The organism is Chelativorans sp. Marseille-P2723 (genome assembly GCF_902809845.1).
Taxonomy (GTDB): Bacteria; Pseudomonadota; Alphaproteobacteria; order Rhizobiales; family Rhizobiaceae; genus Chelativorans.
Window position 1 is genome coordinate 248,333 of the sequence record NZ_CADDWI010000012.1, and the last position, 23,920, is coordinate 272,252.

22 protein-coding genes, 1 tRNA gene and 1 pseudogene are annotated in these 23,920 nt (G+C 60.6%); 17 read left to right on the top strand and 7 right to left on the bottom strand.

Features of this window, described 5'->3' with window-relative positions; all coding sequences use genetic code 11:
- The first annotated feature begins 81 nt into the window (after positions 1–81).
- On the top strand, positions 82–825 hold the full coding sequence (locus HUS57_RS11195) for a GGDEF domain-containing protein (protein ID WP_173933697.1): 744 nt from the start codon (positions 82–84) through the stop codon (positions 823–825).
- Between the two features lie 27 nt (positions 826–852).
- Here HUS57_RS11195 and HUS57_RS11200 read toward each other — a convergent pair whose 3' ends face one another.
- Positions 853–1,158: a BolA family protein gene (locus HUS57_RS11200; protein ID WP_173933699.1), complete on the bottom strand. Its 306-nt coding sequence runs from the start codon at positions 1,156–1,158 to the stop codon at positions 853–855.
- 122 nt (positions 1,159–1,280) lie between these two features.
- Between HUS57_RS11200 and HUS57_RS11205 the strand changes: the two genes are divergently transcribed.
- The 5 genes from HUS57_RS11205 (at position 1,281) to HUS57_RS11225 (ending at position 6,270) form a co-directional block, all read left to right on the top strand.
- Positions 1,281–1,901: a J domain-containing protein gene (locus tag HUS57_RS11205; protein ID WP_173933701.1), complete on the top strand. Its 621-nt coding sequence runs from the start codon at positions 1,281–1,283 to the stop codon at positions 1,899–1,901.
- A 73-nt stretch (positions 1,902–1,974) separates the two neighbouring features.
- Complete coding sequence (gene cobS / locus HUS57_RS11210; protein ID WP_173933703.1) at positions 1,975–2,961, top strand: cobaltochelatase subunit CobS; 987 nt, start codon at positions 1,975–1,977, stop codon at positions 2,959–2,961.
- An 8-nt stretch (positions 2,962–2,969) separates the two neighbouring features.
- Complete coding sequence (locus HUS57_RS11215; RefSeq protein ID WP_173933705.1) at positions 2,970–3,317, top strand: GFA family protein; 348 nt, start codon at positions 2,970–2,972, stop codon at positions 3,315–3,317.
- Between the two features lie 12 nt (positions 3,318–3,329).
- The gene (cobT, locus tag HUS57_RS11220; protein WP_173933707.1) at positions 3,330–5,222 is read left to right on the top strand and encodes a cobaltochelatase subunit CobT; all 1,893 of its coding nucleotides are present in this window, start codon (positions 3,330–3,332) and stop codon (positions 5,220–5,222) included.
- A gap of 109 nt (positions 5,223–5,331) precedes the next feature.
- Positions 5,332–6,270, top strand: a complete 939-nt coding sequence (locus HUS57_RS11225; RefSeq protein ID WP_246727846.1) for an esterase-like activity of phytase family protein — start codon at positions 5,332–5,334, stop codon at positions 6,268–6,270.
- Between the two features lie 6 nt (positions 6,271–6,276).
- On the opposite strand, the gene HUS57_RS11230 is transcribed toward HUS57_RS11225, so the two are convergent.
- The 3 genes from HUS57_RS11230 to HUS57_RS11240 form a co-directional block, all read right to left on the bottom strand.
- On the bottom strand, positions 6,277–7,614 hold the full coding sequence (locus HUS57_RS11230; RefSeq protein ID WP_246727851.1) for an MFS transporter: 1,338 nt from the start codon (positions 7,612–7,614) through the stop codon (positions 6,277–6,279).
- Positions 7,615–7,682: 68 nt separating this feature from the next.
- Positions 7,683–12,410, bottom strand: a complete 4,728-nt coding sequence (locus HUS57_RS11235) for an NAD-glutamate dehydrogenase (protein WP_246727852.1) — start codon at positions 12,408–12,410, stop codon at positions 7,683–7,685.
- 327 nt (positions 12,411–12,737) lie between these two features.
- Positions 12,738–13,283, bottom strand: coding sequence for a L,D-transpeptidase family protein (locus tag HUS57_RS11240; RefSeq protein ID WP_246727847.1), 546 nt, complete (start codon positions 13,281–13,283; stop codon positions 12,738–12,740).
- Between the two features lie 152 nt (positions 13,284–13,435).
- Between HUS57_RS11240 and HUS57_RS11245 the strand changes: the two genes are divergently transcribed.
- Entirely contained in the window at positions 13,436–14,119 is a 684-nt protein-coding gene (locus HUS57_RS11245; protein WP_173933713.1) for a response regulator transcription factor, read from the top strand.
- Between the two features lie 52 nt (positions 14,120–14,171).
- Positions 14,172–14,627: a cyclic nucleotide-binding domain-containing protein gene (locus HUS57_RS11250; protein ID WP_173933715.1), complete on the top strand. Its 456-nt coding sequence runs from the start codon at positions 14,172–14,174 to the stop codon at positions 14,625–14,627.
- Here the strand turns inward: HUS57_RS11250 and HUS57_RS11255 are convergent.
- Entirely contained in the window at positions 14,624–14,788 is a 165-nt protein-coding gene (locus HUS57_RS11255) for a hypothetical protein (protein ID WP_173933716.1), read from the bottom strand. The genes HUS57_RS11250 and HUS57_RS11255 overlap by 4 nt on opposite strands.
- Before the next feature lie 31 nt (positions 14,789–14,819).
- Between HUS57_RS11255 and HUS57_RS11260 the strand changes: the two genes are divergently transcribed.
- The 5 genes from HUS57_RS11260 to HUS57_RS11280 all read left to right on the top strand — a co-directional run bounded on the left by HUS57_RS11260 (position 14,820) and on the right by HUS57_RS11280 (position 17,287).
- Positions 14,820–14,894: transfer RNA gene (locus HUS57_RS11260), tRNA-Gly, on the top strand.
- A gap of 291 nt (positions 14,895–15,185) precedes the next feature.
- The gene (locus tag HUS57_RS11265; RefSeq protein ID WP_246727848.1) at positions 15,186–15,728 is read left to right on the top strand and encodes a hypothetical protein; all 543 of its coding nucleotides are present in this window, start codon (positions 15,186–15,188) and stop codon (positions 15,726–15,728) included.
- 4 nt (positions 15,729–15,732) lie between these two features.
- The gene (locus HUS57_RS11270; RefSeq protein WP_173933718.1) at positions 15,733–16,716 is read left to right on the top strand and encodes an FAD:protein FMN transferase; all 984 of its coding nucleotides are present in this window, start codon (positions 15,733–15,735) and stop codon (positions 16,714–16,716) included.
- A 12-nt stretch (positions 16,717–16,728) separates the two neighbouring features.
- Positions 16,729–16,905 (top strand): hypothetical protein, encoded by a 177-nt coding sequence (locus HUS57_RS11275; RefSeq protein WP_173933721.1) that lies wholly within the window; start codon positions 16,729–16,731, stop codon positions 16,903–16,905.
- A gap of 31 nt (positions 16,906–16,936) precedes the next feature.
- On the top strand, positions 16,937–17,287 hold the full coding sequence (locus HUS57_RS11280) for a CBS domain-containing protein (protein ID WP_281409293.1): 351 nt from the start codon (positions 16,937–16,939) through the stop codon (positions 17,285–17,287).
- A 348-nt stretch (positions 17,288–17,635) separates the two neighbouring features.
- Here the strand turns inward: HUS57_RS11280 and HUS57_RS11285 are convergent, their stop codons facing one another.
- Positions 17,636–19,405, bottom strand: coding sequence for an acetate/propionate family kinase (locus tag HUS57_RS11285; RefSeq protein WP_173933725.1), 1,770 nt, complete (start codon positions 19,403–19,405; stop codon positions 17,636–17,638).
- Positions 19,406–19,836: 431 nt separating this feature from the next.
- Here HUS57_RS11285 and HUS57_RS11290 point away from each other — a divergent pair, with 431 nt between their 5' ends.
- Positions 19,837–21,801: a cation-translocating P-type ATPase gene (locus HUS57_RS11290; protein ID WP_173933802.1), complete on the top strand. Its 1,965-nt coding sequence runs from the start codon at positions 19,837–19,839 to the stop codon at positions 21,799–21,801.
- Between the two features lie 421 nt (positions 21,802–22,222).
- Positions 22,223–22,438, top strand: a complete 216-nt coding sequence (locus tag HUS57_RS11295; RefSeq protein ID WP_173933727.1) for a hypothetical protein — start codon at positions 22,223–22,225, stop codon at positions 22,436–22,438.
- Here the strand turns inward: HUS57_RS11295 and HUS57_RS18110 are convergent.
- Entirely contained in the window at positions 22,389–22,622 is a 234-nt protein-coding gene (locus HUS57_RS18110) for a transposase (protein ID WP_173933803.1), read from the bottom strand. The two genes, HUS57_RS11295 and HUS57_RS18110, sit on opposite strands and share 50 nt — an antisense overlap.
- A gap of 1 nt (position 22,623) precedes the next feature.
- Between HUS57_RS18110 and HUS57_RS11305 the strand changes: the two genes are divergently transcribed.
- Both HUS57_RS11305 and HUS57_RS11310 read left to right on the top strand, forming a co-directional pair.
- Positions 22,624–22,809: a hypothetical protein gene (locus HUS57_RS11305; RefSeq protein WP_173933729.1), complete on the top strand. Its 186-nt coding sequence runs from the start codon at positions 22,624–22,626 to the stop codon at positions 22,807–22,809.
- Between the two features lie 334 nt (positions 22,810–23,143).
- Positions 23,144–23,644, top strand: a pseudogene (locus tag HUS57_RS11310) (IS21 family transposase); the annotation flags it as partial.
- Positions 23,645–23,920: the final 276 nt, after the last annotated feature.

A 23,920-nucleotide genomic window follows, 5' to 3' on the forward strand; every position in this document is an offset into this window, starting at 1 on the left:
AAAAGGATTCTGTGCAAGGCGTCAGGAGTCACTGCGCTTGCAACCGCTTTGACTTATGCAGTGTTCTTTTTGACGCGGGCGTTGAGCGACAGGCCCTTTACAAGCAGTGACCTTGTCGAATGCTTCTTCATACCCATAGCCGTCGGGATGCCAATCCTGGTGTTCCTGTTCCGGCAATCCGAAGAGCTGAAGAACGCCCATGCAGAGCTTGCCAGCCTCAACGAACAAACGAGGAAGGCCTATCAGCGGCTTCGGCTATCGCATGAAATCATGGTCTATACGGCCGCCCATGACAGCATGACCGGCCTGCTCAACCGCGAGAGCTTCCTCGAACACCTGCGAGATGCCATCGCCAATCGGGAACAGGACGTTCTTCTGCTAGCCGATGCGGACAATTTCAAGCAGATCAACGACCGCCTGGGTCATCTGCGAGGCGACGATGCGCTCGTGGAGATTTCACGCGCCATCCGCATGACGGTCCGGCACGAAGATGTGGTCGGCCGCTTAGGCGGCGAGGAGTTTGGCGTTCTTTTGAAAGGCATTAGCCTGACACGCGCAATGGAAATTGCCGAAAAGATCAGGCGGCAGGTCGAAGCCATACCATGGCGGCGCAGCACACCGGACATGGAATGCCTTACCGTCAGCATCGGCGTTGCCGCAATAGGCAAGGACATCGGCACCGCGGCTGCGGCTTTGGAGCGGGCGGATCACTGTCTTTACGCAGCCAAGAAACAGGGGCGCAACCGCGTTACCTGTCACGATCCCAGGTTTCATTGCGAAGAGATCACAGTGCGTCCAAGACAATGGCGCCGTCGCGTCGCTTGACCTTTCAACTTCCGATCACACGGGGCGTTACCAGCGAGTCCGCTCACCCGGCGCGGCAGGCTCGATGGCGAGCGCGTGCACCCGGCCGCTCTTAAGCTCATCTGCCAACACGTCATTCACAGCGCGGTGTCGCTCGATCCGACTCATGCGGGCAAAAGCAGAAGCTTCGATCCTGATGCGGAAATGCGTCTCGCCGCTGCCGTCAAATACCTCCTCCTTGCCGCCAACAGTATGGTGATGGCCGGCGTGAAGATGGCTCTCGTTGACGACGAATAGCCGCTCCGGAGAAAACGCCTGTCTCAGTTTTGCTTCTATTGAGGATTTTATGGACAAATCCGTCTCCTGACACCATATGGGGAACGTTCCTGCATGAGTCCCAACCTTTGCCAAATGTCAATTCTTGCTTCACGGCGGGCAACCGCCATAATCGGCTTTGATTTGGTACCAGGACAAGCATGAAACTTAACTCGAAATACTTCGAGAAGATACGCATCCGCCCCGAGCCGCAGTCGCAGACTCAAGCCGACGCGCCGTGCTGCCAATGGGATGGTTGCGACCAGCCGGGTGTACACCGTGCGCCGGTTGGTCGGCACAGGGAGGGCGAGTATTTTCGGTTTTGCTTCGAGCATGTGAGGCAATACAACAAAAATTATAACTATTTCTCTGGACTCAAGGACAGCGAGATTGCGCGCTTTCAGAAGGAAGCGATGACCGGTCACCGACCGACCTGGAAGATGGGCTCCAACGACTCCGGGCACGCAGCCCCCGATTCTGCACCCTTCCGCTCCGGCCACGCTGCCTATTATCGCCGCATCGGCGATCCGTTCAATCTGTTCGGGCGGACGGACAACGCATCCGAGGCATCAACCCAGAGACCGCTGAGGCCGCTTGAGGCCAAAGCGCTGGAAACACTGGGCCTGAATGCCGATGCATCTGGCGCAGATATCAAGGCGCGCTATAAGACGTTGGTGAAGCGCCACCATCCGGATGCCAATGGCGGTGACAGAGGTTCCGAAGCCCGCTTGCAAGACGTGCTTCAGGCCTACCGGCTCCTAAAGCAGGCGGGTTTCTGTTAGGCCCCGTCTCTGCTAAGAGGCCAATCGAAATAACAGGCGGCGCGGGCAGATGCACGCGCGCGCTGGAGGTATGATGAACAAGATTGACCGCGATATTGCCAATCTGCCGGACACAACCGTGTCGGTGAAAGATACATTCGGCTTTGATTCGAACATGGTAGTGCCCGCCTACTCGGTGGCTGATCCCCATGTGCCGGACACGGACCCAGATTATCTTTTCGACAAGCAGACGACCCTGGCGATCCTCGCAGGCTTCACCTACAACCGCCGCGTCATGATCTCGGGCTATCACGGCACGGGCAAATCGACGCATATCGAACAGGTCGCGGCGCGCCTCAAATGGCCCTGCGTACGCATCAATCTCGATAGCCACGTGAGCCGTATCGATCTGGTCGGCAAGGACGCCATCGTCGTCAAGGACGGCAAGCAGGTGACGGAATTCCGCGATGGAATTCTTCCCTGGGCCTATCAGAACAATGTGGCGTTGGTCTTTGACGAGTACGATGCCGGCCGCCCGGACGTCATGTTCGTAATCCAGCGCGTGCTGGAATCATCCGGCCGTTTGACGCTGCTCGACCAAAGCCGCGTCATCCGGCCGCATCCTGCGTTCCGCCTCTTCGCGACGGCCAACACGGTGGGCCTCGGTGATACGACCGGCCTTTATCACGGCACGCAGCAGATCAACCAGGCGCAGATGGATCGTTGGTCGATCGTCACCACGCTCAACTACCTTCCCCATGACGACGAGGTGGCCATCGTCCAGGCGAAGGCCAAGCACTATCAGAACGAGGAAGGTCGCGAGACGGTGAGCCGCATGGTACGAGTGGCTGACATGACACGCTCGGCTTTCATGAACGGCGATCTTTCCACAGTCATGAGCCCGCGCACGGTGATCATGTGGGCAGAGAACGCCGAGATATTCGGCGATGTTGGTTTTGCCTTCCGCCTTACCTTCCTTAACAAGTGTGACGAGCTCGAACGGGTTATTGTGGCAGAGTTCTACCAGCGTGCCTTCGGTGAGGAACTCGCCGAGTCGGCAGCCAATGTCGTGCTGAGCTAGGATATGCAATGCGCTATGAAGGTGGATGTCATTGCGGGAGCTTGCGGTTCTCGGTCGATGTCGATCTGGCGAACCCAATAACCTGCAACTGCTCCTATTGCAGGCAGCGTGGGAGCATCCTGGTCTTCACCTCCGCCGACAATTTCATGCTGGAGAGTGGTGAGGAGAAGCTGACCGAGTACCGCTTCAATACCATGCAGATCCAGCATCTTTTCTGTTCGGTCTGCGGGATGGAGTCTTTCGCGCGCGGCCAGATGCCCGATGGTGCCAGGATGGTGGCCGTCAATGTGCGCTCGCTCGATGGCGTTGATCTGGACAACCTGGAAACAACCCAGGTGGATGGCCGTTCCCGCTAGGTGGATGAACCCGTGAGCCAATCGAACCGCAGACCAGGACAACCGCAGGAGGCCCCGCTTGATCCGTTCAAGCGGGCTGTGGCCGCCTCTGTTCGGGCTATCGCAGGCGAGCGCGAGCTGGAAGTATCCTTTTCCAAGGACAAGCCAGCGCTTTCGGGCAGCCACGCCCGGCTTCCCGAGCCTTCCAAAAAGCCAACGGCGGAGGCTCTGAGGGTTACCAGAGGCCTTGGCGATTCCATGGCGCTGCGGCGGGCCTGTCACGATATCCGGCTGCACAGCCGCCTTGCCCCCCAGGGAGGGCAGGCCCGAGCGATCTTCGATGCCGTCGAGCAGGCGCGAGTCGAAGCAATCGGAGCACGGTCCATGCAGGGGGTCTCCGACAACCTGGCGGCGATGTTGGAAGACAAATTCGCACGCGCCAACCTTGCCGATATTACCAACCGCGAGGATGCCCCGCTTGAGGAGGCCGTCGCGCTGCTGGTGCGCGAGAAGCTCACTGGACGGCCGACCCCCAGCAGCGGCGCCCGGGTTTTGGAACTTTGGCGCGACTGGATCGAGGAAAAGGCAGGAAGTAATCTTGAGGAGCTTCTGCCGCACATAAACAACCAGAACGCCTTCGCGCGTGCTGTACGCGACCTTCTCGGCTCCATGGACATGGGCGAGGAACTGGACGAAGAACAGGCGCAGGAAAGCGAGGAGGAGGCGGAGCCGCCGCAGGGCGAAGACAGTTCCGAAGAGGGCGGTGAGGACGAGGCAGAAGGGGAGCGCTCCCAGGCCGAGGAAGCGGACGCATCTGCGGACGAGGACGAGGCAGGCGAGAGTGATGCAGCCGCTACAACCGCCGAGGAAGTCACGGAACAGGAGGATCTCGACGCGGAGACGCCGGGCGAAGCGAGACGCCCCGAGAGCTTGTTCGATCAGGCTACCCATCAGATGGATTACCGTGTCTTCACCACCGAGTTCGACGAGGTGGTTGGCGCGGAAGAACTTTGCGACGAGGAAGAGCTGGACCGGTTGCGCGCCTTTCTCGACAAGCAACTTGCAAATCTGCAAGGCGTTGTGGGACGCCTGGCCAACCGTCTTCAGCGTCGCCTGATGGCGCAGCAGAACCGTTCCTGGGAGTTCGACCAAGAAGAAGGCGTGCTAGACACAGCGCGTCTGCCCCGACTCATCATCGACCCCATGCAGCCGCTCTCCTTCAAACAGGAGCGGGACACGAACTTTCGCGATACTGTTGTTACGCTGCTTATCGACAATTCCGGCTCGATGCGCGGCCGTCCGATCTCTGTTGCAGCCACCTGTGCCGATATCCTGGCGCGCACGCTTGAGCGCTGCGGCGTCCGCGTTGAATTACTTGGCTTCACGACCCGCGCGTGGAAGGGCGGGCAGTCGCGCGAGAAGTGGCTGAAGGAAGGCAAGCCGCCGTCACCGGGCCGCCTCAACGATTTGCGCCACATCATCTACAAATCCGCGGACGCGCCGTGGCGGCGCTCCCGGCGCAATCTTGGGCTGATGATGCGCGAGGGGCTGCTCAAGGAGAATATCGACGGCGAGGCACTGCTGTGGGCTCACCATCGCCTCATCGCCCGACCCGAACAGCGCAAGATCCTGATGATGATCTCGGACGGCGCGCCAGTCGATGATTCCACGCTTTCCGTCAATCCCGGCAACTATCTGGAGCGCCACCTGCGCGGCGTGATCGAGCTTATCGAGACGCGCTCGCCCGTCGAACTGCTTGCGATCGGTATCGGCCATGATGTCACGCGCTATTACCGGCGCGCCGTCACCATTGTCGATGCAGAGGAGCTCGCCGGCGCGATGACGGAGCAGCTAGCCGCGCTCTTTGCTGAGGAAGGCCCGCGCCGCGGCGGCGAGGTCCACCGGCGCCTTCGTCGTGCAGGCTAGCGCAACTCTGCCCTTGCGGCCGCTCGCGCTGCTCAGAGTCGGCCTTTTTCTTCTTCTCCTTCTTTCGATTCCCGTCGTTCCATCTGCATATGGTCAGGAGACCGCAGAAGTGGCAGCGCGGACGCTTGCCATCAGTACGCGGCCGATTGCCTCCTTCCGCATTGGCTCGTCCGAAACGCGCTTCGGCGCTCTGGAGTTTGTCGGCGGTCTGGAAATGAGGTCCCGCGACCGTGATTTCGGGGCCATTTCCGCCTTTCGCTTCCTCGATGCCAGGAAGCGTTTTATCGGAGTTACGGACACCGGGTTTTGGTTCTTCGGCAGGCTCTCGCATGACAGCGAAGGGCGGCCTGCGGGGATCGATGATTTCCTCATGACGCCGATGATGGTTACCGAGGGAAGGCTCAGCACCGAGAAGTGGGAAACGGACGCCGAATCCCTCGCTGTTCGAGGCAGGACAGCGGTGGTCGGTTTCGAACGGCGCCACCGGCTGGCTGAATACCGCCTCGATCCGCCCAATATGGGGGCGCCGCTAGCCGATCTCGACTTTCTCATTCCTTCATACGAATTGCGCGCCAACCGGGGCTTCGAAACACTGGCCTTTGCACCGGAGGAAGGCCCGCTTGCCGGCGCTCTGATTGCCATTACGGAACGCAGCATAAACAAGCAGGGCAACATTTTCGCTGCTATCCTTGATGGTCCGATGAAAGGCATTTTCACGGTTGCCCGCAGCGATGGGTTCGACGTTACTGACGGCGCGTTCCTGCCGGATGGCGACCTCATCCTTCTGGAAAGGCGCTTTACCCTTGCCTCGGGAGTGGCCATGCGCCTGCGCCGCATTCCGGCAGCGGAGATCCGTCCGAACGGCGTCGCTGACGGGCCTGTCCTGCTTGAAGCGGATATGGGCTACCAGATCGACAATATGGAAGCGCTGGACATCTGGCAGCGAGCCGATGGGGCAATCATGCTCTCGCTCATGTCAGACGACAATCATTCGATCCTTCAGCGCAATCTTTACCTGGAGTTCCGGCTTCGCGACGAGGCAGAGTGATTCGCACTATATGGCGGCCTCTTGCGCGCCCAAACTTCTAACCATTGGCAGGAGCACCAGCCCGAGGGCGAAAAGCGCGAGGATGGGAGTAACGCCGAGCCGCTGTGCATCCTGAGCAGAAAAGGAAAACAGATCGCTGGAGAAATAGGCCGTTGCCGCGGCTACGGAGAGGGGGCCGATGAAGGTCGTTGCTTTGCCCGAAAGGGCGTAAAGGCCGAATGCTTCCGTCACCTGGCCGCGCGGAGCCTGATCGACCAGGAGCGTGCGCGAAGCTGCCTGGATCGAACCTCCCGCTGCACCAATCAGCGCTCCGGCGGTGAAGAACACCATGTCCGGAATGAACGAGCCGGCTACACCGACCGGAATGAAGAACACTTGGTCCGCCGTGGTGGAGATGACGAGCACACAGCAAAAGCATAAGGTGAGGATCGACGCGCTAACCACCGCCTTTGGCCCGAAAGCCTGGTCCATGCGCCCGCCCAGCCACGCGCCCAGTGCCCCTGTTATGTTGGCAAGTATGCCGAAAATACCGATCTGCGTGATGGACCAGCCAAGCACGCCGGCCGCATAGATGCCGCCAAACGCGTATAGCGCATTGAGGGCGTCGCGGTAGAACATCGAGGAGGCGAGAAAGCTGAAATAGCTGCGCTCCGACGGCAGGCGGCGCAAAGTGGCGCCAAGCTGCCGCAGGCCTTTTTCAATTGCCCCGGAAAAATTGCGGCGCGTCTGATCGGGTGTGAAGAGGAACATGGGCAGGACAAAGATAAGATACCACAGGGCCGTCAGCGGACCTGCCGCCCTGTCCCCTTCCCGCTGCGCCGGATCGAGGCCGAGAATTGGCTCCAGCCCCAGGAGCGTAAGCCCGCTTTCCGGCGATGCGCTCATGAAGCCCAGCATGAGAACCAGCGATAGCAGCCCACCCACATAGCCGAGCCCCCATGCCGATCCTGATAACCGGCCAAGCTGCGCACGCGGCACCAGATCAGGCATCATGGCATTGTTGAATACCGCCGCGAACTCCATACCGAATACGGCCAGCGCCACGAGGATGAGTACCGGCAACAGGTTTTCCATCCCCGGCGTCGCAAACCAGAGTGCGGCGCAGGCCACGGCTCCAAGGACAGAAAAGCCGAAGATCCAAGGCTTGCGCGGACCTGAAGCATCGGCGATCGCTCCGAGCACTGGCGATGAAAGTGCGATCATGAGGCCGCCGATCCCCGTCGCCAGCCCCCATAGCTCCTGCCCGCGCGCGGCATCGGGAGCAACCGCTGCCGCGAAATAGGGGGCGAAGACAAAGGTGATGATGAGCGTGTGGAACGGCTGCTGCGCCCAATCGAACAGCATCCAGCCCCAGATGCCACGCCGGTCCGTCTTCGCCCCGCTTTCCTCAAGCGCGGATTGTGCTGCCCTGATCAACCGCCTAGATCCGCCATCAGCCCTGCTGCGACGCTGAGACATGAGACGGTTATCTCGCCGCTCTCCGCAAGTGATTGCAGCCTTTCGCGCACGCGCGCCACTCTCTCGCCGCCCGCCTTAGCCCAGCTTGCGGCCGGATCGTCGGCATCAGGATGGCCTGACAGCGCTGCGACGGTGATGCTCCGCCGTGCCTGGTTGATCCGGTCAAGCGCCTGCGCCAGCGCCAGACCGTCATAATAATCCGACGGCATGATGGAGCTTGCTGCAGCGTCAATACGGTTGAGGCGGAAGATCTCGCTGACGTGGAAGAATGCGGCAGCGGCCCTTGCAGGTTCGGTCTCCGCCATGTCGGTGGCCAGCGCGATGTCCGGCAGAAGGGCGGATACTTCGAGGAAGCCAAGCCGCTCCGCCAGATGCCCGGGTACGCCTTCGCCGTTAAGGCGCATGCTTTCCTTCGCTATCTCCTCGGCAAGGAAAGGCGGCAGGCGAGGCGTAAGCACAGGCTCAAGCGCCTCCCGTGCCGCTGCCAGCCGGCCGATGCGCTCACCCGTGGAGCCTTCACCGGAAGCATTCTTGAGCTGCCAGGCTGTCGCCGACATGATCAGCCGCCATACCCGCTGATAAAGCTCAAGCTGCACCTGCCCATCGATCCGGTTATCCAACGCATCTATCTCGGCAAAGAGCGAAGGCAGGTTGAAGCCATCGCGCACAACCGCATAGGCTTCGACGATCTCGTGTGCCGGGCGGCCCGTCATGTCCTGCAAGCGCGTCACGAAAGTGGGGCCGCCGCGGTTGATCACGTCATTGGCAAGCTCGGTGGCGATGATTTCGCGCCGCAGCCGGTGACCACGGATCTCGTCCGCGTATTCCTCTCTCATCTTCTCCGGGAAATAGGCGAAAAGATCAACCTCGAAGTGCGGCTCATCGGGCACCGTGCTTGCAACCAGCGCATCAGAAAGCACAAGCTTGGCATAGGCGAGCAGCACGCCGGTCTCTGCCCGTGTCAGCGCGTCGCCGCGACTCTGGCGCTCGGCCAGCGCCTCCGGCCCAGGCAGAAACTCCACCGCCCGATCCAGGTGCCCCTGCTGCTCGAACAGCGCCATCATTCGCGCCTGATGCGGCAGCTCCGAAAGGCCGCGGTTTTCCACCAGCGAAATTGCAAGCGTCTGACGGTAGTTGTTCCTGAGGACGAGCTGAGCCACCTCGTCGGTCATGTCTGCCAGGAGCTTGTCGCGCGCCGGACGCTCAAGTGTCCCGCTCCTAAGGGCAGCGGCGAGCGCGATCTTGATGTTCACCTCAAGGTCGGACGAATTGACGCCGGCGGAATTGTCGATTGCGTCGGAGTTGCAGCGGCCGCCCTGTAGATTGAACTCGATGCGTCCGCGCTGCGTCATGCCCAGATTAGCGCCTTCGCCGATGACCCGAGCCCGCACCGCCTTGGCCTCTACGCGAATCCCGTCATTGGCGCGGTCGCCGACATCGGCATCCGATTCATCGCTGGCGCGCACATAGGTGCCGATGCCGCCGAACCAGAGAAGATCCACCGGCGCTGTGAGAATGGCGCGCATGATCTCCGCTGGCGAAGCGGTGAGCTTGTCGATGCCGATCGCCGCAGCCGCCTCGCCGGAGAGAGTCACCTGCTTCTGCGAGCGGGAGACGATCATCCCGCCCTTGGATAGCTTGGAGTTGTCGTAATCCTGCCAGCTCGAACGCGGCATTTCGAAAAGCCGCTTGCGCTCCGCATAGGAAATCGCGGGGTCCGGATCCGGATCGATGAAGATGTCGCGGTGATCGAAGGCCGCGACAAGGCGCGTCATGGGCGAACGCAACATTCCGTTGCCGAAGACGTCGCCGGACATATCGCCGACGCCAACGGCGGTGAAGGGTTCGGTCTGGATGTCCCTGTTCAATTCGCGGAAGTGCCGTTTCACCGCTTCCCACGCGCCACGCGCTGTGATGCCCATCTTCTTGTGGTCGTAGCCCGCCGAGCCTCCGGAGGCGAAAGCATCGTCGAGCCAGAAGCCATGTTTCCGGCTTATCTCATTGGCAGTGTCGGAGAAGGTAGCCGTGCCCTTGTCGGCGGCAACCACGAAATAAGGGTCATTGTCGTCATGACGGACTACGCCATCAGGCGGCACCACCGCATCTTTCTCCAGATTGTCGGTTACGGAGAGCAGCGACGTGATGAAGTTGACATAGGCTTTACGTCCCGCCTCGAAGATTTCCTGCCTTTCACCGCCGGCGGGCAAACGGCGGGGATAGAAACCTCCCTTTGCACCCACGGGAACGATGACGCTGTTCTTCACCTGCTGCGCCTTGACGAGGCTCAACACCTCTGTCCGGTAATCCTGCGCACGGTCAGACCACCGCAAGCCACCGCGCGCAATCGGGCCGTAGCGCAGGTGAATGCCTTCCACTTCCGGCCCATATACAAAGACCTCGCGCCAAGGCCGCGGTTGCGGCAGGCCCTCGATCGATCGCGAATCCAGTTTCAACGCCAGTGACTGCTCACCGTACGCCCCCCCTAACGCATAGTGATTCGTCCGCAAGGTCGATTTGATGAGGTTGAGGAACCGGCGGATGATGGCGTCGTCCTCGATGTTCGGCACGTTTTCCAGCGCGGTCTGGATTTCTTCCTCGATCCGCTGCGCCGCGCCTGCCGTGGCCGCGCCTTGGCGCGCCGGATCGAACCGCGCGGCAAAGAACTCGATCAGCTTCGCGGCTATGGCGGGATGGCGATTCAGAGTGTCGGCTATGAAGCCCTGGCTCTGGGGGACCCCCATCTGATGAAGGAAGCGGCTATAGGCCCGCAACACGGCTATATCGTCAACCCTGAGCTGGGCGCGCTGTGCCAGCGCGTTCAGATTGTCATTATCCTTTTCCAGCCGCCAAACGGACAGGAATAGCTCATCGAAAAGAGCGCCCCCGTCGGACAGGTCGATGGGATCGCCGAAGGCGCTCTCCAGTTCCATATCGTGAAGGATTATCCGTTTCTCCTCAGCTTTGCCGAGTTCGAACGTCCGCTCGCTGATGACCCGGAAGCCCATGTTCTCCAACAGCGGAACCCGCCGGCTGAGAGTAACTGCAACCCCGAAGTGGTAGATCTTTAATGCCGCCTGAGTTTCACCCTGCCCCTCGCGCCTGTAAAAGTCGATCGAAATCGGATCGTCAGCGGAAACGCCCTGGATGCGTTGTGCATCGAAGAGCGCGGTCGCCGGGCTGAAGGCGTTGCGATAGCTCTCGGGGAAGCTTGCGGCGATTGCGGCAATGTCTTCAGGCGCCCCTTCATCCTCTACGGTCTCGCGCAATGCGTCGTCCCAGGTCCGGATGATGTCCCGGATGGCCGCCTCCAGCACCGCCGGCTCGACGCGCGGAGTCTTGCCGCCAGAGCGGCCGATGATGAAATGGATGCGAGCCAGCGTTCCTTCCGGGAAAGCCGGGTAATAGGCAGAAAGACGCCCCTCGAAAACGCCCCTCAGATAGTTGCCGATCTCGACCTTGACCTGGGAATCGTACCGGTCGCGCGGGACGAACACGATTATGGAAACAAAACGATCGAACTGGTCAACTCGGTATAGTACTCGCACCCGAGGTCTATCTCCGAGCGCCAGTATTGCCTGCACATGCTCATACAGAGTGGGCAGGTTGATCTGGAACAGTTCATCGCGAGGGAAGGATTCCAGAATGTTGATCAGCGCCTTCCCGTAATGATCCTCCGGAGCAAAGCCGGAGCGCGCAATCACAGCCTCGACTTTCGCCCGCAGATACGGAATACTCAGGACCGATCGGGTATAGGCGGTGGATGTGAAAAGTCCGACTATGCGCAGCTCTCCCGTCAGTTCTCCCTCATCGGAAAAGGTCTTTACGCCGACATAGTCGAGATATGCGCGACGGTGCACCGCCGATTTGGCGTTGGCCTTGGTAACGATGATGGGCTCTGGCCCATGCAGGAACGCGCGTATCTCAGGGGTGGTGGATACCGCATCGTCGTCCCCGCGCCTCAGGACCCGCACATTGGGGTCCGCCAGTATGCCCAAGCCTTCCTCGCCAGCGCGCTCCAGCGTACCGTTGTCCTTCCCGCCGACATATCTGAACTCACGCATGCCGAGAAATGTGAAATTTTCGTTGCGCAGCCAGTCGAGGAACGCGATGGCCTCAGCCACTGCCTGCGCATCGAGCGGCACGGCGGGATTGCGCAACTTGGCTATCTCCTGGTCGAGGCGCGCCAGCATCGGCTTCCAATCCGTAACGGCCGCGCGCACCTGTCCAATGATCTGCATGAGCCGCCCGCGCAGGGTACTACAAGCTTCCGCCGACAGGCGCGGTAAATGGATGTGGATAAGGCTGATGCGTGCGCCATCCGCTACCGCCTCATCGACAATCTTGGCAACGCCATCCGCACCACGCTGTACCGAAAGCACCGGATGCACCACCAGCGTAGGCTCAGCCCATGTCTCGACAATCTCGCCAAGAACCGAATCGAAAAGGAATGGCATGTTGTCATTGACAACGGTTACCGCCGTAACGGCCCGCCCGTTACGCAGAATGCCTGAATCGGCTTCAATGGTGACAACGGTTTTCCCGAGGCGATGCTCTTTCAAAGCCGTCAATGCCACTGTCGCCGCACGCGCCAGGGCTTCCTCGCTGTAGCTTGCAAGATCCTCCGCCGCTGCATGCGCACGCAGGAGCCTGCGAAGGCGTTCCGTCTCGCCTTCCATTGCCATACCACTGGCGCCGGATGGTTGCAGGGAATTGGACTTGATGCTCATCGGGCACCCTTTCTTGAAAATAGATATATCGTAATTCGCAATGGGGCCAGCCTGGCGACCCCATGGGCGTCAACCGCCCGTCAGCGGCTCAAATCCTTCGCCTGTAATGGTGTAATAATCATGACGCAGGGCTGCTTTCTCGCTGCTGCCTTAAGGAAGAGCCTTCTGGACAAAAGGCCCCATTACCAACCTGCCTCTACCGCATGCCGCCAATAAGAGGAAGCTTCCTTCAACCCGGTCGCTAAGCCTTGCATCAGTGGAAGCATCCGCCTCCGGCTGCGATTATCGCATGACGACGAAGCGCGTGCGCCTGGTAAGCAGAGGCAGGATGCGCGCCATCACACGCGGGCAGACAGCAATGCAGCCTTCTGTCGGTTGCAAGCCTTCATGCGCAATGTGGAGAAATATCGCGCTGCCGCGGTAGCGCCGGCGGGGCAGCGTATTCCAGTCGAGCACGATGCAGACATCGTAAAGCCTGTCACTACGCCGCATCTTTTCGTGGCTTGCGCGAAAAGGCAAAGGCACCGGTCGGTTGTAGTTCGGGTCCTCCGGCGCGTCGCACCAGCCAAAGCCGGGCAGGACCGGCAATGAAGGCAGTCGTACAGGCCCTATGCCGTTGCGCCGGCGGTCCCTCCGGAAGAGGACGCCCAGCGGCCTGAGAGTGGCGAGCGGGGTGGCGCCGTCCCCCTCACGCTTCAGCGCGGTGATCCCGGAACGACCTAGCGAGCACGGAACGGTTAGGCCGCCGATGCGAAGAAACCCTTGTGTGGGCTTGCCCGGCCGCTGCCGCACGGAAATGGCGCAGCCATCAGCATGCCTTTTTTCCACTCCAGTGGCCGCAGGACGTTTCTGGAGTATAATCGACGTGGCAGACAAATAATGCTTGGGGGTTCCTGCTTGCGATTTGTAGAGCATAAGGGGACGTTCCGAGAGAAGGGGTCGGGGTCAATGTTATCCAATGACGAAACAATGGACTGCACATGACGGCACGCACCATCCTGATTGTCGACGATGATGATGACCTGCGCTCGATGCTGGTCGAACAACTGGCTCTGTATGAAGAATTCGCGCTTCTGCAAGAGGCAACGGCAACCAAGGGCGTCCAGACGGCGCGCAGCTCCATGGTGGACCTCGTCATCATGGATGTCGGCCTGCCAGATATGGACGGGCGCGAAGCAGTAAAACTACTGCGCAAGGGGGGATTCCGCGCACCCATCATCATGCTGACGGCACAAGATACCGATTCGGACACGATTCTGGGGCTGGAGGCAGGCGCTAACGACTATGTGACGAAACCTTTCCGGTTTGCCGTGCTTCTGGCGCGCATCCGGGCACAGATGCGCCAGCACGAACAGAGCGAGGATGCCAAATTCACCGTCGGACCATACACGTTCCGGCCGAGCCAGAAGCTTTTGACGGACGCTCGGGGAGGCAAGATCCGCCTGACGGAGAAGGAAACCGCTATCATCAAGTATCTTTATCGCGCGGACCAGAAGGTCGTCACCCGCGATGTCCTTCTGGAGGAGGTGTGGGGCTACAATTCCGGCGTGACCACACACACGCTGGAGACCCATGTCTACCGTCTGAGACAGAAGATTGAACACGATCCTTCCAAAGCGCGGATTCTTGTGACAGAAAGCGGCGGATATAAGCTCGTTCCCTGACAGCGGGCAGGACAACGCATAACCACGGGACAATCCGGGAACGAAAACCGCCATGGCGCTGGACGATGACATTCGCATCCTGTCCGGCGTGAGACTCTTCGAGGGCTTCACGCGCGAGCAGCTACGCCTCATCGCCTTTGGCGCAGAGACAATCTCTCTGTCTGCCGGACGCAAGCTCTATGCTGAGGGCGCACCGGCAGATTGTGCCTTTGTCGTGGCTTCCGGGGAAGTCGCGCTTTATCGTCAAGCCGGCGGCAGCCGTAAGATATTCTCCGTTCACGGCCCCGGCACCATTCTGGGCGAACTGGCGCTTATCGCCGAGACAGAACGTCTCACCAGCGCGGTGGCTCAAACCGATATGAAGGTGATCCGTCTTGGCCGCTCGCCATTCCACCGCATCCTGGAAGAGTATCCCGAAACCGCAATCATGCTTCATAGCCGCCTTTCGGCCGATCTGGAAAGCATGCTGGACCAGTTTGGAGCCGTGGCGTCCAAGCTGACCCGCTAGAGCATCTGGCTGTGATGGAAAGACCAAACGAGCCAAGCTTCGCCCATCTTCGCCCGGTACAGCACGCCTAAAAAAGCCTGCCCTTCAAGCGATCCGGCGACGCTCACTCTTCTATTACCAACATCGAATTCACTGTTGCAATCGGCCAGGAGTTCGGCCATATAAGCCCCGCTTGCGGTTTTCACCGCGTGAGCGGGTGTAGCTCAGGGGTAGAGCACAACCTTGCCAAGGTTGGGGTCGTGGGTTCGAATCCCATCGCCCGCTCCAGTTTTCTCATAATTGTCAAGGGTTTAGCTCGGCGACTTTAGGGTCGCCGCCCTTGCTCTAACTCCGAGATACCACCGAGATACCACGCCTCGACGGAAGCGCGCCGCAGACGGCGTGGCTCCTAGCGGAATCTCGAAGCCCTTATTCGGAGTCAACGTGCAGGATTCCATCATTACTTGCATTCAGAGCAAGTACTGATGGTTGCAGGCGTGAAGCAAGAAGTTTACCCTTATTTATCAACGGTCCTCGAGACATCTCGGCGACTGTCGGCTAGCCCCGATAACGAGCTCTTTGCAGCGCAAGCATGAGAGGCGTCTGACGTCAGCCAATTCTCATGACCTCGCCGAGGTCGCATTCGACCGGGGGCTAAAACCAGGCGATAGCATCGACGTGTCCGGCCCGTATGGAGAATTCCACGTCCAGCCAACGCAACGCGAGATGGTCTTCGTGGGCGGCGGTGTCGGTATGGCACCGCTTCGCGCTATGATCCATGAGCAGCTTGCGCGCGGCACAAGCCGCAAGATGTCTTATTTCTACGGTGCCCGGTCGGTGGCCGATCTTTTCTATGTTGAGGAATTCGAGGCCCTCGCTGCGCAGCACGAGAACTTCGACTGGACGGTGGCCCTTTCAGACCCCGCGCCGGGTGACCGTTGGCGGGGCGCGACCGGCTTTATTCACGAGGTCTTGCAGAAGGCCATGAGCGACCATCCGGCCCCCGACGAATGTGAATATTATCTCTGCGGACCGCCGGTGATGATCTCTGCCGTGCTCTCCACGCTCGACGATCTGGGCGTGGAGCCGCAATCTATCTTCAACGACGATTTCGGGAGCTGAGGACATGAACAAGTTCCATCTCACTCGGCGTCAGGTCATCGCAGGCGGCCTTGCAGCGGCAACGGCACTTGCCTTTCCGGCGCTCGCCCGCTCCGCATCTCCGGCTTTGGCAATCGGCGGCCCGGCCTTCGGCACCTCCTGGAAGGCCGTGTTGAGTGCCGCGGCCAACGCAGGCGTGCTTCAGACGGCCCTGCAGGAGACGCTTGCGCGGATCGACCGGCTGATGTCGCCATGGCGCCGCGACAGCGCCATCACAGCATTCAACGAGAGGCGAAGCCGGGACTGGCAGCCGATCGACAGCGAAATTGCGACGGTCGTTCGGGCGGCACTGTCGGTTCGGGGCGCCAGCGAGAGAGCATTCGACATCGCCGTCGGACCGCATGTAGGACGCTGGGGCTTCGGTCCAATTGCGGCAGCAGCGGTTCCCCAAGACGCCGAGATTCTGGCTTCGGATTCTGCCCTTTGCAAATCTCACCCTGAAGTGACCGTCGACCTCTGTGGGATTGCCAAGGGTTATGCGCTTGACCAGATGGTGAGTGTGCTGCGTGAACACGGCGAGGAGAATTTTATCGTCGACCTGGGCGGAGAAGTCGCTGCGCTTGGACATCATCCGAACGGGCGTTCATGGCAGATTGCGGTGGAGGATCCCCGCCACGGCCATGTCCGTTCGGCCGAAATCATTGCCCTCGCTGGGCGGGCAATCGCTACGTCGGGCGACAAGGTCAACGGCTATACGCTTGGCGGAAGGCGCTACAGCCACATTATCGATCCGACCACAGAGGAACCCGTAGAGGGGGCCGCTGCATCGGTCTCCGTCATCGCCGACAACGCCATGCTGGCCGACGGATGGGCAACTGCGCTCGTGTCCGCGGGCGTCAAAGGCCCTGCGCTGGCCCAGCGAAATGGGCTGGACGCGCTTTTCCTTTTCAACGAGGAAGCGAGCCTTCGACGTGTCGCAGTCGGTCGCTTCGATGAGCACTTGGCCTGAGGAGGAACGGACATGGAGCTTGTCATCGCGCCGCTGATAGTCATTCTGGCAACAGGCGGTCTTGCCCTGGGACTGATGGTTCGTGGCCGCGTACTTCAGACCTCCTGCGGGGGGATGGCCTGCCTACCTGACGATGCGCGTTGTGCGGGATGCCCGAAGCGGACTCAGCAGGTTCAGAGCGATGACTGACATTATCGCCAGCGTCATGTGAACCGATTATCTGACGCTCGACACCGAGATGCCGATCCGTCAGGCTGCCGGGCTGCTGCACACGACCGGCCAGGAAGCAGCACCGGTCGTGGACGCGTCAGGAGCCCTTGTCGGAATTCTGACGCAAAAGGACTGCTTCCGCCCCGCCATGATGGCGAGCTACTACCGGCAGTGGCGGGGCACCGTGGGCGACCAGATGAGCCGCCCTGTTAAGACCATCGAGGCTGAAGCAGACATCGTCGCCGCCGCCGAGATGTTCCTCTCAGAGCCGCACCGAGCCTTTCCTGTGCTTCGATCAGGACAGATGATCGGGTTGTTGCGCCGCGAAGATGTTCTCGGCCGTTTGCTCAACCTGGGTTAGCCGAGAGGTACGAGGATCGCGCCAGCGCTCATAAGATCTAGTGATCCGATCAACATCCCGACCTTGCGTTCCGGATGACGATCCGGATCATTGGGCTGCCCCTAAAGTCACCGATTCCCTGACTTGGTAGGGTGTCGTGTCGATATGCACTCGGCAAAGGCTTCACCAGATGCATCGGCAATATGCATGGAGGGCTTCTGTCGCAATGCAAGCGTTCACTCGAACAGCATTTTCACTGTCTGTGATGACGGCGAGGACACGCCAGAGACCCAGCGTGGGCGTTGGCCCTGCAAGACTGCGGCAAAAGCAGGGTGACGATCTCTCAGCCGCAACGTGTGTTCAATTGCGTTAGATTTGCACGAGTTCACCCGTCGCAACGACGTCAATTCCCGCTGCGTTGGCTTCGTCCGTATCGATGTGCACTTCCGTGAACGCATTGTCACCCACGCGCACGAGGGTCCGTCCGAAGGTAAGGCCACGATCGGGGTCGCCGACGCGAACGTCGACGTACTCGCCGTCTTCAATGCCCAGACGCTTTGCGTCGACGGGGTTGGTGTGGATGTGCCTGGCCGCGATGATAAGGCCGTCCGTGGTGAAGCTTCCGGAAGGCCCCTCAATCGTGACCTGCGGAGTAGCCTCGAGCTTTCCGCTATCGCGAACGGGCACCTCGATCCCGAGCGCAAAGCTGTCGGTGCGCGACACTTCGATCTGCGTGCGTTGGCGCAGTGGTCCGAGGATCGCGACACGTTCGAGCCTGCCCTTGGGACCGACGAGCGTAACCCGTTCTTTTGCAGCCCAGTGGCCTGGCTGTCTCAAGGCGGTCGCCTGGTTGAGGACATAGCCCTTGCCAAACAGGGCATCGACCGCATCAAGAGAGAGGTGAACATGCCTTGCCGAGACAGCGATGGGCAGGCGTAGCCCGCCACCGGACCTTCCACCCGCGAGTGCTGTCGCTGTCTCGCGGGCGATCATGCGTTGCTCAGCCGTCTCAGTTACCAAGACGCGGACACGCGAACCATAAGCCTGAATCTGCGGCGCCGCTTGTCCCGTCAAGCTCACGGCCATGTTACGGTCGTGGTCAAGCTGTAGGCCCATGAAGGCCAGCCCGTCGCAGATGCGCCGGCGCATAGAGGGGGAATTTTCGCCTATGCCACCGGTGAAAACGATCGCGTCCACCCCTCCCATGGCTGCCGCATATGCGCCGACATATTTTTTGGCGCGGTAGGCGTAGATCTCGATCGCGAGTTGGGCTTGGGGGTCTCCCTCTGCTGCCCGATCCTCAATGTCGCGCATATCAGACGAGCCGGCCAGCCCTTTCAGCCCGCTTTGGTCGTAGAGCGCATCCTCGATCTCCTGCACAGAAAGCCCCAGCTCGCGCGACAGGAAGCCGAACGCGCCGGGATCTACATCTCCAGAACGGGTTCCCATCACCAATCCCTCGAGCGGTGTCATGCCCATCGAACTGTCCATGCTGTGCCCACGATTAACGGCGCAGACGCTGGCCCCGTTTCCAAGATGGATGCTCACCAGTTGGAGATCGGAAAGTGGTCGCCCGATTTCGTCGGCGGCCCTTTCGGCGACGTATTTGTGAGAGGTTCCGTGGAACCCATAACGGCGAAGGCCAGCCTCTCGCCATCTGGCGGGCACCGCGTAGGTTGTCACGAAGGCGGGATTGCTGAGGTGGAAGGCTGTGTCGAAGACCGCCACTTGCGGTATGTCCGGCCACAAGCTGCGGCACAGTTCGACCGCCTTGAGATTGGCCGGGATGTGCAGCGGGGCCAGCGGGGTTAGCGCCTCGATCGCCTCGACCGTTTCGTCATTCACCAGTGTCGGCGAGGAAAATTTGGCACCACCATGGACGATCCTATGGCCGATGGCATCGATTGCGTTGACGCCGAACCGCTTTAGCGCGCCTGGAACACCTTTCAGCGCCTCGCCTGGATTATCAAAGCTGGCCATGCCGCGCTCGTCGGTTTCTCCATGGAGGAAGCGATATTCGCATTCTCCGTCCCGAAAGCGCTCGTAAGAACCTCTGAACACTCCATGGGTCTCTGTCGCCACGCTGAAGACGCCGAACTTGAGGCTGGAGCTGCCGGCGTTGAAGACCAGTGTCTGCATACCGCGTTCCCGTTGGTGGTTTCATGGAAATCTGATCCGTGTCCCAGCCAATGATAGCTCGCCAACCTGATCTTGTTGTATAATGGACCGATCGCCTAAAGTAGGCGCGCCAATACCTGCCCGGCAAGGAAATCTGCGAGGAAGTGCATGACAAAGGCAAGTTCTTGTATGCTGCTCGGATAAGGACGTGGCGTAATCTGGATTGCCGAAGCAGTGAACGAGGTCACAGCCGGACAGGGCCCAGAGCGGTCGGCGCGACGTAATGCCTAAAGCTAGCGGCGCCGCCCGGACCTTATGCACTCAACCAATAGCCGTCTCCCGCCATGACAAACGACCCAACCATGGCAGCGACCTGCGGTGCACCTCCATGGTGAGAGGTTACATCGAGACCAGGAGAAGAAGTGAGCAAACTGTTTAATCTTGATCGCTTGATGATAATGACAGGCCTTACCGTTCTGGGTATGTTGTTGGCCATACTCGCGCTGTGGCCGCTTCAAGGCGCAGCCTCGGCTTCTTTTTCGCTCGCCGCTTTGTCACTGGTCTATCTTGCTGGAGGTCTCCCGGCTGCTTTGCGGGCGGCTGTCACTTTGTGGGAAGAGCGTATACTCGACATCGACCTTCTGATGGTGGTTGCTGCCGTCGCGGCTGCGGCGGTCGGTGCCCCCTTCGAGGGCGGAGTTCTGCTGACGCTGTTCAGTATCTCGACCACTTTGGAGGAACGAGCGCTCGGCCGCGCGCGCCGCGCCATCGAGGCATTGATGGACCTGCGTCCCGAGACAGCGTTAAGGCGTGGTGCGGACGGAACGGTGTCGGAAGTCCCTGCGGCCGATCTCAAAGTGGATGATGTCGTGGTGCTGCGGCCTGGCGCGCGCGTTCCAGCGGACGGTGTGATTGTCGGCGGCCGCGGTTCGCTCGATGAAGCAAACATTACCGGCGAGTCGATGCCCGTCGCGAAACAACCCGGTGCACCGGTCTTTGAGGCGACGGTCAATCTCAACGGCGTACTTGAGGTAACCGTGACAAGGACCGTGGAGGAAAGCACGGTGGCACGCATGATCGCGCTCGTGACGGAGGCGCAGGCGGCCAAGGCACCATCCGAACGCTTCAGCGCGTGGTTCGGGCAGCGATACACGCTGGCGGTAATGGGTGGGGCCGTTCTTGCCTTTGCTGCTTTCTACTGGCTAGGACGCGACTGGGAAGACGCCCTCTACCGATCCGCAACCTTGCTGGTGGCCGCGAGCCCGTGCGCCATCGTTATCTCGGTGCCCGCGGCGATCTTATCTGCACTCTCGGCTGCCGCGCGCGGGGGTGTGCTATTCAAGGGCGGGGCGGCACTTGAGACACTGGCGGCAGCCGACATTTTTGCTTTCGACAAGACCGGAACACTGACGACCGGAAAAGCGTCGGTAACCGGGGTTGTGGCGCTGGACGGTGATGAGCGGCTCTTCCTGTCGTTGCTTTCAGGACTTGAGGCGCATTCCGAGCACCACAGCGCGGCGGCGATTCGGCAAGAGGCTGCCAGCCGGGGCATTGACCCGATCAGAGTAATGGACGTGATTACGCGGCCGAGTGCCGGTGTTGTGGGCGATGACGGTAAAGGGCAATTGTGGGCCGGCAATCCGCGTCTTGGCGCCCAGATGGGAGCATCGATAGACCATCCGATGCTGAAGGCGCTGGCTGAGGACACGCAGACGGTCATCTACCTGGGGCGGGATTCGCGCGTGATGGGAGCCGTCACGATCGCCGATCAGGCGCGCAAGACCTCCGCGGCAGCTCTTGCCGCGCTGCGAGAAGGTGGGGTCGGCGAGATCGTCATGATGACGGGCGATCGCCGCCCGGTTGCCCTAAAGATTGGCGCAGAGCTTGGACTGAAGCCCGACGAGATCCACGCCGACATGCTGCCGGAGGACAAGGTACGGATGGTCGGCGAATGCGCAGCCAGAGGCAAAGTCGCCTTCGTGGGAGACGGTGTTAACGACGCAGCCGCACTCGCCCGCGCTGATGTCGGGATCGCCATGGGTGTGGCAGGCTCGGACGTAGCGCTCCAAGCGGCCGATGTGGCGCTTCTGTCGGAGGACATGGGCCGGCTCGCGGATGCGCATCAGTTGGCCCGGCGCACCGCGCGGGTCGTCCGGCAAAACTTGGTGTTTGCCATGGGAGCCATGGCCCTTCTGGTAACCGGAGGGCTGTTCTTTGAACTCCCGCTCCCGCTCGCGGTGATTGGCCACGAAGGGGGAACGGTGCTGGTGGTGCTAAACGGCCTGCGATTGTTGAGGGACCCCATTCGCGGGAGCGGAACGAAGCCCGCGCCAAAGTTATCCGTTCACGCCAATTCGAGCCGGCGCAATGCGCGACAGGCCTACAGCAGAAAGGTCCCAAGACAAGCAAGCCAATAGAGTTCGAAGCCCCCCTTCGCCAATGAGCCCATCAGCTCTGCGAAGTCTGCTCGAGCCAATCGGCTAGACCGGCAGAATTTCGGGTTCGGATCATGGTATGGAACGCCTCGAGCTGACTGCAGGCAGTAACCAGGTCGGGTAGATTGGCCTCAATGGCGGGCGATGATAACAGTTTCCGGCTTCGTCAGCCGGTCACAGTTGAGGTCATCAGCCAGGCAATCGTTCGCGCCGAGGGGATGCGCCGCAGGCTGCATCGGCCTGCTCGGCCCGTCGTCGGCGTTGCCCACTCTCCTACCGCCCGGGCAAACCCTTGAAGCCCTTTGGGCGCAGGTGACGCCATTTCGATCGCTTTGATCCCATCGTGCGTCCAGCCATTCCAGATATGGCTCAAGCGAGCTCTCGCGCGAGCGGAAAATATCGAATGCAAACCCCTTGTGATTTGGCGTACAAGGCCGCGGCTGTGACCAGTATGGCGGACGATTTCCTTGAGCGGGATTCCATCGTTGAAGAGGGCGATAACCGCTTGGTTCTTATCCTCGCGGCGGAGAAAGCCGTCATATTGATTCTTCTCGGCTGCCGTCAGAAACTCAGGGCCGATACGCGTCACACCGATACACCGCCGGATTTCTCGCGTTGATTTGCACTGCTTCGAGAAACGCCCTGCTGGCGTTTTCCATTAGGTGCCAGCGGTCGGCGACCTGGACCGCCTGCGGCAGCCCCCTGCTGATCGTCAGGCTATATCCTCCGCCCCGGTCCCGAGCGACAATTTCGATCTGTTTTTGACTAGAAATCCAGGACTGTGCTGTCGCAGGTTCACCCAGCGTGGAAGACGAGTTCGGCTTTGCCGAATGCGGACCGTCTCCGTCCCGCTCTTATGCCGGCAAGATCGTGGACACGCTAGTCAGGCAGCATCCGCACTATCTGTTCCACGTCCGCGATCTAGTGGAGAACGAAGGCATCGACGATTGGGCGGCTGTTGGCCTTGAGGCCGCTGCCTGTGCGCAATAACCATCGCCGCTAAAACATTTGTAGATTTGCTCTGTTTAGCTGAGCGCGTCGCGGCGCATTCCCAACGCTTCGCCCATGTTGATGATCAGCAGAACCCCTTTGAACGAAGGGGGTGCTCATTTCCGGACTCAGATACGTTTGGTTCGTAACGGATATGGCGCTTCTTGGTCGGCCGGGCTTGGGACGCGCCATATACGTATGTGCAACGGTTTAACAAAGTGTTGATCGGCGTGGAATAAGGACCCCGTTTTCGGGGTGATCGGCGTCCAAAAGGGACCCCCGTAAACATAGGGGTTCACAAAGGCTCCCGTGAAACACGGGAGCCGCATTTGGGATGCTGATTGTGGAGACGATCGCGAAGGTACGTCGCGCCCATTTTGTTCAAGGGAAGTCGATCAAGGCGATTTGCCGGGAGCTGAAGGTCTCCCGCAAAGTGGTGCGTAAGATCGTGCGCTCGGAGGCGACGGAGTTTCGCTACGAGCGCGGGCACCAACCGCGGCCGAAGCTGGGAGGATTTACGGAAAAGCTGGAGGTGCTGCTGGCGGCGAACGAGGCGAAGCCGGCGCGCGAGCGCCTGACGCTGGTGCGGGTCTTCGAGGACCTGCGCGGCCAGGGCTATGAAGGCAGTTATGATGCAGTGCGACGCTATGCGAAGCGCTGGAAGAGCGAACGCGCTTCTTCGCCGCCGGCCGCCTATGTGCCGCTGAGCTTTGCACCGGGCGAGGTCTACCAGTTCGACTGGAGCCATGAGATCGTCGTGCTGGGCGGGGTAACCACGACGGTGAAGGTCGCTCATGTCCGGCTCTGCCACAGCCGCATGCTGTTCGTGCGGGCCTAAGCGGCGCAGACATTAAAGGGCCGGAATGGGACGTGCTGACCGATCCCAATCCGCCGACCGACTGGCCGCATTTCCTGAGCAAGCTCGCCGCCGTCCCTGCCGCGTACAAAAAGCAGCTCCACAGTGTGCTGCTGCTGGAACGGTTGCGCGAAGTGAATGCCTTGCTCGGGTTCACGCGGGTCGAGGCGCCCGAAGAGTCCGGAAATCCCGATGAACAGCCCGTCCGCGCGGCACTTTGCAAAGATCCGCCGAAATGGGTGACGTCGTCGATCG